Here is a 17,798-nt window from a genome sequence, read left to right as displayed (position 1 = left end):
CCGAAGCGGTGCCCGGCGGATCGGAGCACGGGTGGAGAGCCAGGTGGAAAGCAGGTGGAGTGCGAGGGTGGAGATCTGGGGCGTGGTCCTCAGGGGCGGCCGGCGCGGCCCGCCCGGTGTTCCTGCGGGCTCACGCCGTACACGCGCTTGAAGGCGGTGGAGAGGGCGAAGGCGCTGCCGTACCCGACGTGGCGCGCGATGGTGTCGAGGGTGAGGTCCGTGTCGCGCAGCCTGTCGGCGGCGAGGGCGAGGCGCCAGCCGGTCAGATAGGACATCGGTGGTTCGCCCACGAGGCCGGTGAAGCGGCGGGCGAGGGCCGCGCGGGACACCCCCGCCTTGGCGGCGAGCGCGGCCACGGTCCACGGGTGCGCCGGATCGTCCTGCAGCAGGCGCAGCGCACGGCCGACGACCGGGTCGCCCAGTGCCCGGTACCAGGCCGGGGCCGCGGACTCCGGGCGGGAGAACCAGACCCTGAGCGCGCTGATGAGCAACAGGTCCAGCAGGCGGTCCAAAACCACCTCCTGGCCGGGTTCGTCGCGCACGATCTCCTCGGCCAGCAGCGGTGTGAGCGGGCAGTCCCACACCGCGGCGGGAAGTGTCAGCAGCGGTGGCAGGGCGTCAAGGAGGCGGCCGTGGATCTCGCCGCGCATCAGGTAGGTGCCGATGAGCATGACCGTGGCGGCGTCGGGGCGGTCGCCCCAGGTGCGCAGCCCCAGGTCCATGGAGCCGTTCAGGGAGGTGCCGTCGGGGTAGCGGCACTCGCCGCCGGGCAGGATCAGCGCCTGTGGAACGGTGTCCGGTTCGCCGCCGCAGGTGTACGCGTCCGGGCCGCGCGCGATCGCCAGGTCTCCGAGGCCGAGCCGCACCGGCACGCCGTCGCCGTCAGGGGTGATCCAGGCGGTGCCGCGTGCCATGAGCATCACGGTCAGCGGTGCCTCGTCCTCCACGCGCACGGCCCACGGCGGATCGAAGCATGCCCGGATCATGAAGGCGCCGTGCGCGCGCGGACCGTCCAGCAGACCTGCGAGTGCGTCCATGACGGCAGCGTAGACGCGCGCTTATGGGCGCGAGCGGCTCGGCGATGTCGCCCGTCTCCGCACGGCAGTTGACTGACGAGCATGACGCAGAACACGGAGAACGCGCAGCACACGCAGAGCACTCAGAGCACTCAGAGCACTCAGAGCACTCGGAGCACTCGGCAGACCGTCACGACGCGGGCGACGGCGGACACGACGACGAGGACGGCGGTGTCGACGGTGGTCGTGACCGGTGCCTCCGGCCGTACCGGCAGCCGGGTCGCGGCGGCGGCGCGTGCGGCGGGCCTGACCGTCCGCGCCGCCTCCCGCGCGCAGGGCTTCGACTGGCAGGACGGTTCGACCTGGCAGCCGGTGCTGCGCGGCGCCGACGCGGCCTACCTGGTGTACCCGACGGACGTGGGCGATCCGTCCGCGCCGGAGGCGGTCGGCCGACTCGCCCGAACGGCGGTGGGGCTAGGGGTACGGCGGCTGGTGCTGCTGTCGGCCCGTGGCGAGGAGCAGGCCCTGCCGACGGAGCAGGCACTGGCGGAGTCGGGTGCGGAGTGGACGGCCGTACGGGCCGCGTGGTTCGCGCAGAACTTCAGCGAGGGGCCGCTGCTCGCGGAGCTGCGCACCGGCGGGGAGCTGGTGTTCCCGGGCGGGGCGGTGCGGGAGCCGTTCGTCGATGTGCGGGACATCGCGGACGTGGTGGTGGCGGCGCTCACCGACGGCGACCGGTATGTGCGGCGGGCGCTGGAGGTGTCCGGGCCGCGGCTGCTGACCTTCGGCGAGGCGGTCGCCGAGGTCGCCGCGGCGTCCGGGCGGGAGCTGACGTACCGGGCGGTTGCGCCGCGGGACTACGGAGAGCGGCTGGCCGGGTTCGGGGTGCCGCCCGAGGAGGTGGAGTTCCTGGTCGAGCTGTTCGCGTCGCTGCTCGACGGGCGGAACGCGCACGTCTCGGACGGCGTACGGCAGGTGCTGGGCCGGGCGCCGCGGGACTTCGGGGACTACGCACGCCAGGCTGCGGCGGCCGGGGCGTGGAAGGTCTGACACCGACGCGGGCCGTCAGGGACGGGCTGGCCTGTACGCCCCTCCGACCAGCACGCGCGCGCACGACGTACTGACCCGCACGCGCGCGCAGGCCGAATCGGCCTGGATGCGTGTACGGCTCATGACACGGCACGCCCACGGCATGCCCTACGGCACCTCGGGTCACTTCCCCCGGTGTGCCGTGCCCGCGTCCCCGCCCGCCTCGTGCGGATGGCCTTGATCGGCCTCGTGGCCCTCGTGGCCCTCGTGCGGAGGACGGCCGTTGGCCTTGTGCGTGTGGTGGGTGTGCTTGGCGTGGGTACGCAGGCGGGCCGTGACGTCCTCCGGGGGCAGGAAGCGGGACCAGCGCTCGGGGAACTCGGAGGGCATGTCGGGGTCGTCGGGGTCGGCCTCGCGGGCGGCCGCGGCCCGGGCGACGTACTCGACGACCTGGGCCTCGCGGATCCGCTCGTTCGAGGCGCGGGCGGCGGCCGTGGCGGCGGCGGGCCAGACCCGGTCGATGGCGGCGTTGACCGCCGCGCCGACGAGGACGGCGAAGGCGGACACCCCGATCCACAGGAGGACGGCGACGGATGCGGCCAGGGAGCCGTAGATCGTGGCGCCCTCGATGGTGTGCACGAGGTAGATCCGAAGCAGGGAACTGCCGAGGACCCACATGGCCAGGGCGACCAGGGCGCCGGGGACGTCCTCGATCCACGGGGAGCGGACCGGCACGGACACGTGGTAGAGGGTGGTCAGGAAGGCGACGGACAGGACGATGACGACCGGCCAGTACAGGACCTGGACCACCGTCTCCGACCAGGGCACCACCCGGACCACGGCGTCCGGGCCGGCCACCATCAGGGGCAGCGCCACCGAGCCGATCAGCAGTGCCACGATGAACAGCAGGAAGGACATCATCCGCGTCTTGACGATGCCGCGGACGCCGTCGAGGCCGTACATGACGGTGATGGTGTCGATGAAGACGTTCACCGCGCGTGATCCGGACCAGAGGGCGAAGACGAACCCGATGGAGATGACGTCGGGCCGGGTCCTCAGCACGTCGTGCAGGATCGGCTCGGCGATCTCCTTCACGCCCTTGTCGGACAGGACCGTCCGCGAGGCGTCGAGGATGTTGGTCTCCAGGCTCTGGATGGTGTGGGCCCCGGTCCAGTTGTCGACGTAGGCGAGCAGCCCGATGAGGCAGAGCAGCAGGGGCGGCACGGACAGCAGCGTGAAGAACGCCGCCTCGGCCGCCAGGCCCAGGACGCGGTACTCCACGCAGGAGTTGACGGTGTCCTTGAGCAGCAGCCAGGCGGTCCGGCGTTTGGAGACGTTCCGGTAGAGGACTCTGGCCCGGTGGAGGCGACCGGTGGGCGGCTCGGGGGGTTCACTTGCTGGCTGCACGACCCAAAGGTATCCGCAGCACCGGACCGCCCTCACCTTCCGGGGCGGACGGCCGCATCCGGCGCCGCCGGCCGCGGCGCTGTGCCACTCTGGAGGTCATCACCGCCGCAGTCCCGGGTAGGTTCGCAATCATGGCAGGCACCCCCACCCACACCGTGACGAACCAGCCGCCCCCGCTGGTCGGCTACGACCTCTTCACCGCCGACCGGGCCCTGGTGGCGGCCATGGAGCGGCACACCGGTCCGGACGTGCTCGACGAGGTCCGCGCGGAGCTGTCCCTGCTGGGCCGCTCCGCGGGCTCGGCGCAGTTGCAGGAGTGGGGCGTGCAGGCGAACGAGCACCCGCCGCGGCTGCGCACCCACGACCGGTACGGCCACCGGATCGACGAGGTCGACTTCCACCCGGCCTGGCACCGGCTGCTCGGCAAGGGCGTCTCGTCGGGGCTGACGGCCGCCTGGAACCGGCCGTCCGGGCATGTCCGCAGGGCCGCCGGATTCCTGATCTGGACCCAGGTCGAGGCGGGAAACTGCTGCCCGCTGTCTATGACCCACGCGGCCGTGCCCGCGCTGCGCACCGACCCCGGGCTCGCCGCCGAGTGGGAGCCGCGGCTCACGTCCACGCTCTACGACCGGGAGCTGCGGCCCGCCGCGCGGAAGCCCGGCGCCCTCTTCGGCATGGGCATGACCGAGAAGCAGGGTGGCAGCGACGTCCGGGCGAACACCACCGAGGCCCGGCCGCTCGCGGAGTCGGGCACGTACACGCTGACCGGGCACAAGTGGTTCTGCTCGGCACCGATGTCGGACGGGTTCCTCGTGCTCGCGCAGGCCCCGGCGGGCCTCACCTGCTTCCTGGTGCCACGCGTCCTGCCCGACGGCTCCCGCAACGTCTTCCTCATCCAGCGGCTGAAGGACAAGCTGGGCAACCGCTCCAACGCGTCCGCGGAGGTGGAGTTCGCCGGCACCTGGGCGCGCCGGGTCGGCGAGGAGGGGCGTGGGGTACCGACCATCATCGGGATGGTCGCGGCGACCCGGCTGGACTGCGCGCTCGGCTCGGCGGGCCTGATGCGGCAGGCGGTGGCGCAGGCGATCCACCACTGCACCTACCGGGAGGCCTTCGGCGGCCGGCTGCTCGACAAGCCGCTGATGCGCAACGTCCTCGCCGATCTCGCGCTGGAGTCCGAGGCCGCCACCACCCTCGCCCTGCGGCTCGCGGCCGCCTACGACGACGGCGGCGAGCAGGAGCGCGCCTTCCTGCGGCTGGCGGTGCCGGCCGCCAAGTACTGGATCACCAAGCGCTGTGCGCCCGTCGCGGTCGAGGCCGCGGAGTGCCTGGGCGGAAACGGGTACGTCGAGGAGTCGGGTCTGCCCCGGCTGGTCCGGGAGTCCCCGCTGAACTCCGTCTGGGAGGGCGCGGGAAACGTCCAGGCGCTGGACGTGCTCCGTGCGCTGCAACGGGAGCCGGGCGCGCTGAACGCGTGCCTGACCGAGATCGGCCGCGCCCACGGCGCCGACCACCGCCTGGACCGCGCCGTGAAGGACCTCTTCACCGAACTCGCCGACCTGGACGCCGTCGAGGGCCGCGCCAGGCGGCTCGTGGAACGGCTCGCGCTGGTGCTCCAGGGTTCCCTCCTGGTCCGCCACGCCCCGCCGGAGATCGCGGATGCCTTCTGCGCCTCGCGACTGGGCGGAGACCACGGAGCATCCTTCGGCACCTTGCCAACGGGCCTGGGCCTCAAAGCGATTGTCGAACGAGCACGTCCGATCTCCTGAAGCCGAGGGCGCTGTCAGCCGCCGACGCGCCCCGACACGCGACCCGTGTAGCGAATTCGGCTGAACCCCCCGGAGGGGGTGGTGCTGCGCCGACACGGCACCACCCCCACCACCTGGGCCCGTTGAGCCCGCGGACGCGACAAGTCTCGGCCACACTCCGGCCGTCCACCAGGGTTGCAAGGGGTTGCAACTTGTCGGCGCACGTGCGCGGAGTGTGTGCCCCCGGCCTGCCCGGAGCGGCAGTATGAGAGGTACAGCCGGACCGGAAACCGCCGCCCGTGACGGCTTGACAAGTATGTTCGAAGCCCTTTTCCGGGAGGACCCCCGTGGTGAACCCGCCGATGAACGTGGCGCGCCTGGCCGCTGTGGACGCGACACAGGCGGCGCGACTGCTGAGCGAGGTACGCGACGCCACACTTGCCGGTCAACGTGCGCGGATCGCGCCCCGTCCGGTGATCGAGCAGTCCTGGGGACGGATGCTGCGCAGCGGTGTCGATCCCGACCACGACTTCAGATCCGGTCTGCTGTCCTCCGACGAAGTCCGGCGCCGCCGCGAGGAGTCACCGCTGCGGCCGGTGCTGCCGGTGCTGCGCGAGGGGCTGCTTTCGGTCGCCGATGTGGCGCAGCACATCATGGTCGTCGCGGACGCCGACGGGCGGGTGCTGTGGCGGGAGGGGGCCTCGCCGGTGCTGCGCAAGGCGGACGGCCTGGGCTTCGAACTCGGCGCGGACTGGCGGGAAGACGTCGTCGGCACCAACGGCGTGGGCACCCCGGCGGTCGTACGACGACCCGTACAGGTCTTCGCCGCCGAGCACTTCGTCCGCTCGCACGCCTCCTGGACCTGCACGGGCGCGCCGATCACCGATCCCCGGGACGGGCGGCTGATCGGGGTCGTGGACGTCAGCGGTCCGTTGGAGACCATGCATCCGGCGACCCTCGCCTGGGTGGACTCGGTGGCCAAGCTGGCCGAGGCGCGGCTGCGGGAACTGCATGTGGACGCGCTGGAGCGGCTGCGGTCGGTGGCGGCGCCGGTGCTGGCCCGGCTGGACGGGCGGGCGCTGGTGGTGGACCGCAATGGCTGGTCGGCGGCCGTGTCCGGGATGCCGTACGTGCGGCGGGTCGCGCTGCCCAAGTCGCTGGCGCCGGGCCGCCGGTGGCTGCCGTCGCTGGGTTCGTGCGCGGTGGAGCCGCTGGCCGGGGGCTGGCTGCTGCGGGTGGCGGAGGAACCGCTCGGCACGGTCACGCGGATCGTGCTGGACCTGGCCCGGCCGGGCCGCAGTACGCTGACGGTGTCCGGTTCGGCGGGTTCCTGGTCGCGTGAACTCAGCCCTCGGCATGCCGAGTTGCTGTATCTGCTCGCCGTCCACCGCTCGGGACGCGGTGCGGCGGCTCTGGCCGGTGACCTGTTCGGGGATCCCTCACGCACGGTGACGGTGCGGGCCGAGATGTCGCGGATCCGGCGGTATTTCGGGGAACTGCTCCAGCATCGGCCGTATCGTTTCCGCGAGGACGCGGAGATCGAGACGCTGCTGCCCGGCGACCCTCGTGACCTGCTGCCTTCCTCGACGGCACCGGCGATCACGCGGCGGCGGACGGCGGCGCAGGGCGGCGATGCCGGGGCCCGGTGAGCGATTCTTCCGCATATTTGCGGGGTCTCGGCCCTGCGCGGACCGTTGCTGCCGTAGCATCCCCTATGGGCCTCCCCATCCGCTTCTCAGGTCAACGTACGGATCAGCAGGCGCAGTTGGTCCCCCACCGGCCGGCGCGCCTCGGCGGCGCGGGAGTCCTGGAAGAGGGGACGAGATGAAGCATCGCGGCAGACACCGGCGGCGCAGGCGCGGCGCGGCACTGCGCGCCTTCCTGACCGGGACCGCGCTGGCGCTCACCGCGGCCGCCACCCTGATCAGCGCGTCCCAGGCGGACGTCACCGACAGCCCCGGCGCGCTCAAGCCGCTCTCGTCCCCGGCGGACACCGCACCGCTCCGGCTCCAGGAGCGGCTGGTCCCCGCCCGCACGCTGGACCGGCTGTCGGCCGCGATGGGACGCCCGGTCGGCGTGGACGCCGTCCTGGCGAGCGCCGACCGCGGAATGCGTCCGTCCGCCGGCTGCTCCGCCGCCGACCGCGCGTCCCTGCCCGTGACCCCGGCCGCCACCCGCGCCTACTGCTGGGACCCGGCCGACACCACCGGCACCGACTGGCGGCCGGCGTCGGTGACCACCTCCGGGGTCGCCGACGACGACGGCATCTGGGGCACTCACCGGGTCGTGCTCGCCGGCTGGACCCACAGTGACACCGGCGGCCGCGCCGACGAGCGGGGCCTGGCCAGGGTCGCCTTCGTGGACGCCGACGATCCCACCCGCCTCGCCTACCGCTGGGTGCTGCTGGTGGTGCCGGTCGACGGCGGCCGTGACTACCGGGGCCTGTCCTCCGCGATCTCCGGCATGGTCTGGTACGAGGACAAGCTGCTGGTCACCACCCGGCGCGGCAGCGCCGACGCGCTGTATGTCTACGACCTCGACCGGATCCAGCGGACCAGCGTCGACGGGCCCGCGATCGGGCGGGTACCCGGCGGCTGGTCCGCCGACGGCTACCGCTATGTGATGCCCGCGGTGGGCTCGTACCGGTTCACCGCGGGCCGCTGCGCCCGCTCCGGCCCGCCCTGCACCGGCGCGCTGTCCGTGGACCGGGGTACCGCGCCGGACAGCCTGGTCGCCGCGGAGTGGACCGCGCCGGAGGGCGACAAGAGCGCCCGGCTGTGGCGGTACGCCTTCAGTACGGCTCCGGCACGCGGCGGGCTGCTCGCCACGGACGCCGGGGGCCGGGTGGAGGCGGTGGAGGCGTACCGGACCGGGGCGACCGGGATCCGGGGTGTGCTGTCCTACTGGCAGCCCGGGGCGGAGGGTGCGTCCTGGTATGTGGGACGTCTGCCCGGCTCATGGAACGGACACGGCGGGCTGTGGCGGCAGGACGCCGCGGGGGCGAAGGCGGCCCGCTGCGGCTCGGACGGCTCGCACCGCTGCTGGGCACAGTCGACGGCGTCCCTCTCCTACTGGCAGGAGACGGGCGAGGTGTGGTCCCTGTCGGACCGCATGCTCTTCGCCATGCCCCTGGCCGCGCTGGACCGGTCACTGGGGTGACCCGGGCCGGCTTCGGGGCACCTCGACCGAGCGACGGACGGGGTCGATCGACAGACCGGGACGCGGGATGATTCCCTGGCCCGCATGAGCAGCGTCCCTGTCACCACCTGGTCCCTGGAGCAGACGTCACCGGGCGACCTTCTGCCCGCCGCGATGCCCGAGGGCGACGTCCGGATCGTCCGGGCCGAGGTCCCCTCCCCCGAGTTCAGCCGCTTCCTGTACGCCTCGGTCGGCGGCGACATCCGCTGGACCGACCGGCTGGGCTGGACGTACGCCCGGTGGCAGGAGTATCTGGACCGGCCCGGCGTGGAGACCTGGGTGGCCTACGACCGGGGCACCCCGGCCGGCTTTGTGGAGCTGGAGCCGCAGGACGAGGGCATGGTCGAGATCGTCTACTTCGGGCTGCTCCCCGCCTTCCGCGGCCGGCGCATCGGCGGCCATCTGCTGGCGTACGGTACGGCGCGCGCCTGGGACCTGGCCGAGCGGTGGCCGCAGCGGACCCCGACGAAGCGGGTATGGCTGCACACGTGCAGCAAGGACGGCGAGTTCGCCATGGACAACTACCGGCGGCGCGGCTTCAAGCTGTTCGACACCAAGGTCGAACTGGAGCCCGACGTGGCCGCGCCGGGACCCTGGCCCGGGGCTCATCCCGCCTGATACCGCGCCTGACCAGCCGGGACAAGCCGTCCCGCGGCGCATGTGAGCGACAACACCCTTGTCCCATATTCCGGGACAAGGATGTCCGCATGATGGACGAAGCTGGACTGTGTCCAGATTGCCATGACACGCTTCCGTCATGTCTGGAACTGGAATTGCCTTGGTGAGTCGGCGGCACGTCGACCTCGGCCGCATGTCCAGCGCCATCTGTCCGGCGAGCTGACGCCCCAGCACCGCCGAGAACCCCCCGCACCTGATTCCTCTTGCGCAAAGGCGCGCACGCCTGCCCGCGTGCGCGCGTCTGCGCAGGTCAGAGCTGATTCCCACCGGTCTCGAAGGACGTAGAACCATGGCCGCCACTCCGCCGAACCCCGCCGCCTCCGCGCCCCGCCGCAAGGTGAGCCGTCACCGTGGTGAGGGTCAGTGGGCCGTGGGTCACTTCACCCCGCTCAACGGCAACGAGCAGTTCAAGAAGGACGACGACGGTCTCAATGTGCGGACACGCATTGAGACGATCTACTCCAAGCGCGGCTTCGACTCGATCGACCCGAACGACCTGCGTGGCCGGATGCGCTGGTGGGGGCTGTACACCCAGCGCAAGCCCGGTATCGACGGCGGCAAGACCGCCGTGCTGGAGCCGGAGGAGCTGGACGACAAGTACTTCATGCTCCGGGTGCGCATCGACGGCGGCGCGCTCACGACGCGGCAGCTGCGGGTGATCGGCGAGATCTCCCAGGAGTTCGCGCGCGGGACCGCGGACATCACCGACCGGCAGAACGTCCAGTACCACTGGATCCGGATCGAGGACGTGCCCGAGATCTGGGAGCGGCTGGAGGGCGTGGGCCTGTCCACGGTCACCGCCTGCGGTGACACCCCGCGTGTGATGATCGGCTCCCCGGTGGCGGGCATCGCCGAGGACGAGATCATCGACGCGACGCCGGCGCTTGAGGAGATGAAGCGCCGTGTCCTGAACAACAAGGCGTACTCGAACCTCCCCCGGAAGTTCAAGACGGCCATCTCGGGCTCGCCGCTGCTGGACGTCGTGCACGAGATCAACGACGTGGCGTTCGTCGGCGTACGGCACCCCGAGCACGGCCCCGGCTTCGACGTGTGGGTCGGCGGCGGCCTGTCCACCAACCCCAAGCTCGGCGTGCGGCTCGGCGCCTGGGTGCCGATCGACGAGGTCCCGGACGTCTACGAGGGCGTCATCTCGATCTTCCGTGACTACGGCTACCGCCGGCTGCGCACCCGCGCCCGCCTGAAGTTCCTCGTCGCCGACTGGGGCGCGGAGAAGTTCCGGCAGGTGCTGGAGGACGAGTACCTGAAGCGCGGGCTGACCGACGGGCCCGCCCCTGAGCAGCCCGTGCAGCAGTGGCGCGACCACATCGGTGTGCACCGTCAGAAGGACGGCCGTTTCTACGTCGGTTTCGCCCCGCGGGTCGGCCGCGTCGACGGTGCCACGCTCACGAAGATCGCCGATCTCGCGGAGGCGCACGGCTCGGGCCGGGTCCGTACCACCGTCGAGCAGAAGATGATCGTCCTCGATGTCGAGCAGGACAAGGTCGACTCGCTGGTCGAGGGCCTGGAGGCGCTGGACCTCACCGCCCGGCCGTCCTCCTTCCGGCGCGGCACGATGGCCTGCACCGGCATCGAGTTCTGCAAGCTCGCCATCGTCGAGACCAAGCAGCGCGGTTCGCAGCTGATCGACGAACTGGAGCGCCGCCTGCCGGACTTCGACGAGCCGATCACCATCAACCTCAACGGCTGCCCGAACGCCTGCGCCCGTATCCAGGTCGCGGACATCGGTCTCAAGGGCCAGCTGGTCCTGAACGACCAGGGCGAGCAGGTCGAGGGCTACCAGGTGCACCTCGGCGGGGCCCTCGGCCTGGAGGCGGGCTTCGGCCGCAAGGTGCGCGGCCTGAAGGTGACGTCGGAGGAGCTGCCCGACTACATCGAGCGGGTGCTGAAGCGGTTCCAGGCGGAGCGCGAGGACGGCGAGCGGTTCGCGACCTGGGCTTCCCGCGCTCCTGAGGAGGCGCTGTCGTGAGCGAGCGTGCCGCGCCCTTCTACTGCCCCTACTGCGGCGACGAGGACCTGCGTCCGCACGAGCAGAGTCACGGTGCCTGGGAATGCGGGGCCTGCAACCGCGCATTCCAGCTGAAGTTCCTCGGGCTGCTCGCCCGGGGGCTGCAGCGAGCCGACCACGGAGGGGACGAGCGGATATGACGACGGCTCAGGAAGACCGTATGACCGAGGAGTTGAAGGCACTCGCCGAGCAGGCGGGCCGTGACCTGGAGGACGCCTCCGCCCTGGAGATCCTGCAGTGGGCGGTCGACACCTTCGGCACGAAGTTCTGCGTCACGTCCTCCATGGAGGACGCCGTCGTCGCCCATCTCGCCTCGCGCGTGCTGAAGGGCGTCGACGTCGTGTTCCTGGACACCGGTTACCACTTCCCGGAGACCATCGGCACCCGTGACGCCGTCGAGGCCGTGATGGACGTCAACGTCATCACGCTCACGCCGAAGCAGACGGTCGCCGAGCAGGACGCGGAGTACGGCCCGAAGCTGCACGACCGCGACCCCGACCTGTGCTGCGCGCTGCGCAAGGTCAGGCCACTGGAAGAGGGGCTGAAGGGCTACCAGGCGTGGGCGACCGGCCTGCGCCGCGACGAGTCCCCGACCCGGGCGAACACCCCGGTCGTCGGCTGGGACGAGAAGCGGCGGAAGGTCAAGATCTCCCCGATCGCCCGCTGGACCCAGGACGACGTGGACGCCTACGTCGCCGAGCACGGCGTCCTCACCAACCCGCTGCTGATGGACGGCTACGCCTCCGTCGGCTGCGCCCCGTGCACCCGGCGGGTCCTCGAGGGCGAGGACGCGCGGGCCGGCCGCTGGGCGGGCCGCGCCAAGACCGAGTGCGGGCTGCACGGATGACGACCATCGACAACCAGGAGAACCACGTGACCACCGGAGCCACCGTCTGGCTCACGGGTCTGCCGAGCGCCGGCAAGACCACCATCGCGTACGAGCTGGCCGACCGGCTGCGGGCCGAGGGCCGACGCGTCGAGGTGCTCGACGGCGACGAGATCCGCGAGTTCATCTCGGCGGGACTCGGCTTCAGCCGTGCGGACCGGCACACCAACGTGCAGCGCATCGGTTTCGTCGCCGAACTGCTGGCCCGCAACGGTGTCACGGCACTCGTCCCGGTGATCGCGCCCTACGCGGACAGCCGGGACGCGGTGCGCAAGCGCCACGAGGAGCACGACACGGCGTACGTCGAGGTGCATGTGGCCACCCCGGTCGAGGTGTGCTCCGTGCGCGATGTGAAGGGCCTGTACGCCAAGCAGGCCGCGGGCGAGCTCACGGGGCTGACCGGGGTCGACGATCCGTACGAGGAACCCCGGTCGCCCGATCTGCGGATCGAGTCCCAGAACCAGACGGTCCAGGAGTCCGCGGCGTCGGTGTACGCCGTGCTCAGCGAAAGGGGACTGGCATGACCACCGTCGCTTCCGTGCAGGAGGGCACGGACAGCCCGTACGCCCTGTCGCATCTGGACGCGCTGGAGTCCGAGGCGGTGCACATCTTCCGCGAGGTGGCGGGCGAGTTCGAGAAGCCGGTGATCCTTTTCTCCGGCGGCAAGGACTCCATCGTCATGCTGCACCTGGCGCTGAAGGCGTTCGCGCCGGCGGCCGTGCCGTTCTCGCTGCTGCATGTGGACACGGGACACAACTTCCCTGAGGTCCTTGAGTACCGGGACCGTGTGGTGGCCGCCCATGGGCTGCGCCTCCATGTGGCCTTGGTCCAGGACTACATCGACCGCGGTGTGCTGAAGGAACGTCCCGACGGCACCCGTAACCCGCTGCAGACGCTGCCGCTGACCGAGAAGATCCAGAGCGAGAAGTTCGACGCCGTCTTCGGCGGCGGCCGCCGGGACGAGGAGAAGGCCCGCGCCAAGGAGCGGGTCTTCTCGCTGCGCGACGAGTTCTCCCAGTGGGACCCACGCCGCCAGCGCCCCGAGCTGTGGAACCTGTACAACGGCCGGCACGCCCCCGGCGAGCACGTCCGGGTGTTCCCGCTGTCCAACTGGACCGAGCTGGACGTGTGGCAGTACATCGACCGCGAGGGCATCGAGCTGCCGGAGATCTACTTCGCACACGAGCGCGAGGTGTTCCAGCGCGGCGGCATGTGGCTGACGGCCGGCGAGTGGGGCGGCCCGAAGGACGGCGAGAGGGTCGAGAAGCGCCAGGTCCGCTACCGGACCGTCGGTGACATGTCCTGCACGGGAGCCGTCGACTCCGACGCGACCACGCTGGACGCCGTGATCGCCGAGATCGCGGCCTCCCGGCTCACCGAGCGGGGCGCGACCCGTGCCGACGACAAGATGTCCGAGGCCGCGATGGAAGACCGCAAGCGCGAGGGGTACTTCTAGCCATGAGCACGACCACGACCGAGTCGCTCTCGGCCACCACGCTGCTGCGGTTCGCCACCGCCGGCTCCGTCGACGACGGCAAGTCCACCCTCGTCGGACGGCTGCTGCACGACTCCAAGTCGGTTCTCGCCGACCAGCTGGAGGCCGTGGAGCGGGCCTCCGCGAGCCGCGGCCAGGACGGCCCGGACCTCGCGCTGCTCACCGACGGCCTGCGCGCCGAGCGGGAGCAGGGCATCACGATCGACGTGGCCTACCGCTACTTCGCCACGCCCCGGCGCCGCTTCATCCTGGCCGACACGCCGGGCCATGTGCAGTACACCCGCAACATGGTCACCGGTGCCTCCACCGCCGAGCTGACCGTGATCCTCGTCGACGCCCGCAACGGCGTGGTCGAGCAGACCCGCCGGCACGCGGCGATCGCGGCCCTGCTGCGCGTCCCGCACGTCGTCCTCGCGGTCAACAAGATGGACCTCGTCGACTACGAGGAGACGGTGTTCGCCGCGATCGCCGAGGAGTTCACGGCGTACGCGACCGAACTGGGCGTTCCCGAGGTCACCGCGATCCCGATCTCTGCGCTCGCCGGTGACAACGTGGTGGAGCCGTCCGCGAGCATGGACTGGTACGGCGGCCCGACCGTCCTGGAGCACCTGGAGACCGTCCCGGTCAGCCACGACCTGGCGCACTGCCACGCCCGGCTGCCCGTGCAGTACGTGATCCGGCCGCAGACCGCCGAGCACCCGGACTACCGGGGATACGCGGGCCAGATCGCGGCCGGTACGTTCCGTGTCGGCGACCCGGTCACGGTCCTGCCGTCCGGCCGTACGACGACGATCTCCGGCATCGATCTGCTCGGCGAGCCGGTCGACGTGGCCTGGACGACGCAGTCGGTGACGGTGCTGCTCGCGGACGACATCGACGTCTCGCGCGGCGACCTGATCGTGCCGACGAAGGACGCGCCGGCCACCACGCAGGACGTGGAGGCCACCGTCTGCCATGTCGCCGACGCCGCACTGACCGTCGGCCACCGGGTGCTGCTCAAGCACGGCACCCGCACGGTCAAGGCGATCGTGAAGGACATCCCGTCCCGGCTGACGCTGGACGACCTGTCCCTGCACCCGCACCCGGGACAGCTCGTCGCCAACGACATCGGCCGGGTGAAGATCCGGACCGCCGAGCCGCTGCCGGTCGACGCCTACGCCGACTCGCGCCGCACGGGCTCCTTCATCCTGATCGACCCGAGCGACGGCACCACGCTGACCGCGGGCATGGTCGGCGAGTCGTTCGCCGCGCCCGAGCCGGTCAGGGACGCGGCCGAAGACGACGGCTGGGACTTCTGACCATGACGACGACCGATGTCTACTCCACGTTCGCGAAGGAGGGCGGCCGCATCGGCAGCGGCGCTCTCGGCAGCGGGCAGGGCGGGGTCGCGCGATGTGTGTGCTGACGTACGCGCACCGCTTGCGCGCCCGCACCCCCCACCGCCGTAGACGCAGACCTGCCGATCTCCCGGCCACGGCCTGAGAGACCGTGACCGCCGGGCCAACGAGAGGAACACCTCCCGTGCCTGCCAACCACTCCGCCATGGTGCGCCGCGGTATCGCCGCGCTCGCCGCGCTCCCCCTCCTCACGCTCGCCGCCTGCGGTTACGGGTCCCAGAGCAAGAACGACGACACCGCCAAGGTGGCCGCCGGGGCCAAGAAGACCGACGGCCTGGACTCCGTCAAGATCGGATACTTCGGGAACCTGACCCACGGCACCGCGCTCGTCGGCCGTCAGCAGGGCTACTTCCAGAAGGAACTGGGCGCCACGAAGGCCTCGTACGCGACCTTCAACGCCGGCCCGTCCGAGATCGAGGCCCTCAACTCCGGCTCCATCGACATCGGTTGGATCGGTCCGTCCCCAGCGATCAACGGCTACACCAAGTCGAACGGCAACGCTCTGAAGATCATCGGCGGTTCGGCCTCCGGCGGGGTGAAGCTGGTGGTGAACCCGAAGAAGATCAAGTCCCTGCAGGACGTCAAGGGCAAGAAGATCGCCACCCCGCAGCTCGGCAACACGCAGGACGTGGCGTTCCTCAACTGGATCGCCGGCCAGGGCTGGAACGTCGACGCGCAGAGCGGCAAGGGTGATGTGACGGTCGTCCGCACCGACAACAAGACCACCCCGGATGTCTACGCGTCCGGTTCCGTCGACGGCGCCTGGGTGCCGGAGCCGACCGCGTCCAAGCTGGTCGCCAAGGGCGGCAAGGTGCTGCTGGACGAGTCGTCGCTGTGGCCGGACAAGAAGTTCGTGATCACGAACATCATCGTGCGGCAGGACTTCCTGAAGCAGCACCCGAAGGCCGTCGAGGCGGTCCTGAAGGCCTCGGTCGAGACCAACAAGTGGATCAACGCCAACCCGGACCAGGCCAAGGCGGCCGCGAACAAGCAGCTGGCGGACGACTCCGGCAAGGGCCTGCCGGCGAACGTCCTGGACCCGGCCTGGAAGTCGATCCAGTTCACCGACGACCCGCTGGCCGCCACCCTCGACACCGAGGCGCAGCACGCGGTCAAGGCCGGCCTGCTGCACAAGCCGAACCTCAAGGGCATCTACGACCTGACGATCCTCAACAAGGTCCTCAAGGCCGAGGGCGAGAGCACGGTCAGCGACGCCGGCCTCGGCAGCTGACGTAAGAACCCGACGAGTTCCCAGGAGGTGACGACCATGGCCACGACTCTCGCCAAGGCCGACGAGTCGGTCGACTACGCGGCACGCCTCAAGCATGTCTCGAAGTCCTTCGCGACACCCGGGGGGCAGCAGCTCGTCCTGGACGACATCAGCATCGATGTCGCGCCCGGCGAGTTCGTCACCCTCCTGGGTGCCTCGGGCTGCGGCAAGTCCACGCTGCTGAACCTGGTGGCCGGCCTGGACCGGCCGACCGCCGGTTCCATCACGACGGACGGCCGCCCGGCCCTGATGTTCCAGGAACACGCCCTCTTCCCGTGGCTGACCGCGGGCAAGAACATCGAACTGGCCCTGAAGCTGCGGGGAGTCGAGAAGTCCGAGCGGCGCGGCAAGGCCGAGGAACTGCTCGAACTGGTCCGGCTGCAGGGCGCTCACGGCAAGCGGGTCCACGAACTGTCCGGCGGTATGCGCCAGCGCGTGGCGATGGCCCGCGCGCTGGCCCAGGAGAGCAATCTGCTGCTGATGGACGAGCCGTTCGCGGCGCTGGACGCCATCACGCGGGACGTGCTGCACGACGAGCTGACGCGCATCTGGGCGGAGACCGGCCTCTCGGTGCTGTTCGTCACGCACAACGTGCGCGAGGCGGTGCGGCTGGCGCAGCGGGTTGTCCTGCTGTCGTCCCGGCCGGGCCGGATCGCGCGCGAGTGGCAGGTCGGCATCCCGCAGCCGCGCCGCATCGAGGACGCCCCCGTGGCGGAACTGTCCCTAGAGATCACCGAAGTACTGCGTGGGGAGATCCGCCGTCATGGCCAGCACTGAGACGAAGACCCCCGCGGACGCGGGAAGCATCGAGGCGGGCCTGGACGCTCTGGAGACCGGTGTCGTAGGCCGTACGCCCTTCCGGCAGACGTTCACCAACAAGATCCTGCCGCCCATCGTCGCGATCGCGGTGGTCCTGGCCGTCTGGTCGCTGCTCTATCCGGTCGTCGGCAACCCGAGCAAACTGCCGTCGCCGGCGGCCGTGGGCGGTGCCTTCAAGGACGCCTGGCTGCAGGGCACTCTGCTCGGTTACATCTGGACCAGTGTCTCGCGCGGTCTGCTGGGCTTCTTCTTCGCACTGCTCATCGGCACACCGCTGGGTCTGCTGGTGGCCCGGGTGAAGTTCGTGCGCGCGGCCATCGGCCCGATCCTGTCCGGTCTGCAGTCGCTGCCGTCGGTGGCGTGGGTGCCGCCGGCCGTGATCTGGCTGGGCCTGAACAACTCGATGATGTACGCGGTGATCCTGCTCGGCGCGGTCCCCTCCATCGCCAACGGCCTCGTGTCCGGCGTGGACCAGGTGCCGCCGCTGTTCCTGCGCGCGGGCCGCACCCTCGGCGCGACGGGTGTCAAGGGCATCCGGCATGTCGTGCTGCCGGCCGCGATGCCCGGCTATGTGGCGGGGCTCAAGCAGGGCTGGGCGTTCTCCTGGCGCTCGCTGATGGCCGCCGAGATCATCGCTCAGTTCCCGGACCTGGGCGTGGGCCTCGGCCAGCTGCTGGAGAACGGCCGCACCAACAGCGACATGGCCATGGTCTTCGAGGCCATCCTGCTCATCCTGTTCGTCGGTATCGCCATCGACCTGCTGATCTTCAGTCCGCTGGAGCGGTGGGTGCTGCGCAGCCGTGGCCTGCTGGTGAAGGGCTGAGGCACC

17 protein-coding genes are annotated in these 17,798 nt (G+C 71.1%); 15 read left to right on the top strand and 2 right to left on the bottom strand.

What is annotated here, in order from left to right; all coding sequences use genetic code 11:
- Positions 1-89: 89 nt before the first annotated feature.
- Positions 90-1,037 (bottom strand): AraC family transcriptional regulator, encoded by a 948-nt coding sequence (locus tag AV521_RS24155; RefSeq protein ID WP_076090703.1) that lies wholly within the window; start codon positions 1,035-1,037, stop codon positions 90-92.
- 81 nt (positions 1,038-1,118) lie between these two features.
- Here AV521_RS24155 and AV521_RS24150 point away from each other — a divergent pair, with 81 nt between their 5' ends.
- A complete protein-coding gene (locus AV521_RS24150; RefSeq protein WP_256725666.1) occupies positions 1,119-2,066 on the top strand; it encodes an NmrA family transcriptional regulator in 948 nt (315 codons plus the stop codon).
- A gap of 162 nt (positions 2,067-2,228) precedes the next feature.
- On the opposite strand, the gene AV521_RS24145 is transcribed toward AV521_RS24150, so the two are convergent.
- On the bottom strand, positions 2,229-3,452 hold the full coding sequence (locus AV521_RS24145) for a YihY/virulence factor BrkB family protein (RefSeq protein ID WP_179023345.1): 1,224 nt from the start codon (positions 3,450-3,452) through the stop codon (positions 2,229-2,231).
- A gap of 131 nt (positions 3,453-3,583) precedes the next feature.
- Here AV521_RS24145 and AV521_RS24140 point away from each other — a divergent pair, with 131 nt between their 5' ends.
- The 14 genes from AV521_RS24140 to AV521_RS24075 all read left to right on the top strand — a co-directional run bounded on the left by AV521_RS24140 (position 3,584) and on the right by AV521_RS24075 (position 17,792).
- A complete protein-coding gene (locus AV521_RS24140) occupies positions 3,584-5,221 on the top strand; it encodes an acyl-CoA dehydrogenase family protein (protein WP_076090701.1) in 1,638 nt (545 codons plus the stop codon).
- A gap of 341 nt (positions 5,222-5,562) precedes the next feature.
- A complete protein-coding gene (locus AV521_RS24135; RefSeq protein ID WP_179023358.1) occupies positions 5,563-6,849 on the top strand; it encodes a GAF domain-containing protein in 1,287 nt (428 codons plus the stop codon).
- Between the two features lie 175 nt (positions 6,850-7,024).
- Positions 7,025-8,359, top strand: coding sequence for a hypothetical protein (locus tag AV521_RS24130; protein WP_076090697.1), 1,335 nt, complete (start codon positions 7,025-7,027; stop codon positions 8,357-8,359).
- A gap of 84 nt (positions 8,360-8,443) precedes the next feature.
- On the top strand, positions 8,444-9,016 hold the full coding sequence (locus tag AV521_RS24125; RefSeq protein ID WP_076090695.1) for a GNAT family N-acetyltransferase: 573 nt from the start codon (positions 8,444-8,446) through the stop codon (positions 9,014-9,016).
- Positions 9,017-9,155: 139 nt separating this feature from the next.
- Positions 9,156-9,239: a putative leader peptide gene (locus AV521_RS52750; RefSeq protein WP_309486338.1), complete on the top strand. Its 84-nt coding sequence runs from the start codon at positions 9,156-9,158 to the stop codon at positions 9,237-9,239.
- A gap of 126 nt (positions 9,240-9,365) precedes the next feature.
- Complete coding sequence (locus AV521_RS24120) at positions 9,366-11,063, top strand: nitrite/sulfite reductase (RefSeq protein WP_076090693.1); 1,698 nt, start codon at positions 9,366-9,368, stop codon at positions 11,061-11,063.
- Positions 11,060-11,242, top strand: coding sequence for a hypothetical protein (locus AV521_RS24115; RefSeq protein WP_076090691.1), 183 nt, complete (start codon positions 11,060-11,062; stop codon positions 11,240-11,242). The genes AV521_RS24120 and AV521_RS24115 overlap by 4 nt, the downstream gene beginning before the upstream one ends.
- Positions 11,239-11,949: a phosphoadenylyl-sulfate reductase gene (locus AV521_RS24110; RefSeq protein WP_076090689.1), complete on the top strand. Its 711-nt coding sequence runs from the start codon at positions 11,239-11,241 to the stop codon at positions 11,947-11,949. Before AV521_RS24115 ends, AV521_RS24110 begins: the two co-directional genes overlap by 4 nt.
- A 26-nt stretch (positions 11,950-11,975) precedes the next feature.
- Positions 11,976-12,512 carry an adenylyl-sulfate kinase gene (gene cysC, locus AV521_RS24105; protein WP_256725674.1) on the top strand — a complete coding sequence of 179 codons (537 nt, stop codon included), beginning with the start codon at positions 11,976-11,978 and terminating at the stop codon, positions 12,510-12,512.
- Entirely contained in the window at positions 12,509-13,444 is a 936-nt protein-coding gene (gene cysD, locus AV521_RS24100) for a sulfate adenylyltransferase subunit CysD (protein WP_076090685.1), read from the top strand. The genes cysC and cysD overlap by 4 nt, the downstream gene beginning before the upstream one ends.
- 2 nt (positions 13,445-13,446) lie before the next feature.
- Complete coding sequence (locus AV521_RS24095; protein WP_076090683.1) at positions 13,447-14,781, top strand: sulfate adenylyltransferase subunit 1; 1,335 nt, start codon at positions 13,447-13,449, stop codon at positions 14,779-14,781.
- A gap of 223 nt (positions 14,782-15,004) precedes the next feature.
- The gene (locus AV521_RS24085; RefSeq protein ID WP_076090681.1) at positions 15,005-16,111 is read left to right on the top strand and encodes an aliphatic sulfonate ABC transporter substrate-binding protein; all 1,107 of its coding nucleotides are present in this window, start codon (positions 15,005-15,007) and stop codon (positions 16,109-16,111) included.
- A gap of 36 nt (positions 16,112-16,147) precedes the next feature.
- Positions 16,148-16,927 carry an ABC transporter ATP-binding protein gene (locus AV521_RS24080; protein ID WP_076090679.1) on the top strand — a complete coding sequence of 260 codons (780 nt, stop codon included), beginning with the start codon at positions 16,148-16,150 and terminating at the stop codon, positions 16,925-16,927.
- Positions 16,914-17,792 carry an ABC transporter permease gene (locus AV521_RS24075; RefSeq protein ID WP_076090677.1) on the top strand — a complete coding sequence of 293 codons (879 nt, stop codon included), beginning with the start codon at positions 16,914-16,916 and terminating at the stop codon, positions 17,790-17,792. The genes AV521_RS24080 and AV521_RS24075 overlap by 14 nt, the downstream gene beginning before the upstream one ends.
- The last annotated feature ends 6 nt before the right edge of the window (positions 17,793-17,798 follow it).

Origin of the sequence: Streptomyces sp. IMTB 2501, assembly GCF_001953885.1 — a bacterium.
Taxonomy (GTDB): Bacteria; Actinomycetota; Actinomycetes; order Streptomycetales; family Streptomycetaceae; genus Streptomyces.
Note: the sequence above shows the minus strand (reverse complement) of the source record. Positions and strands in the feature narration are given on the sequence as shown.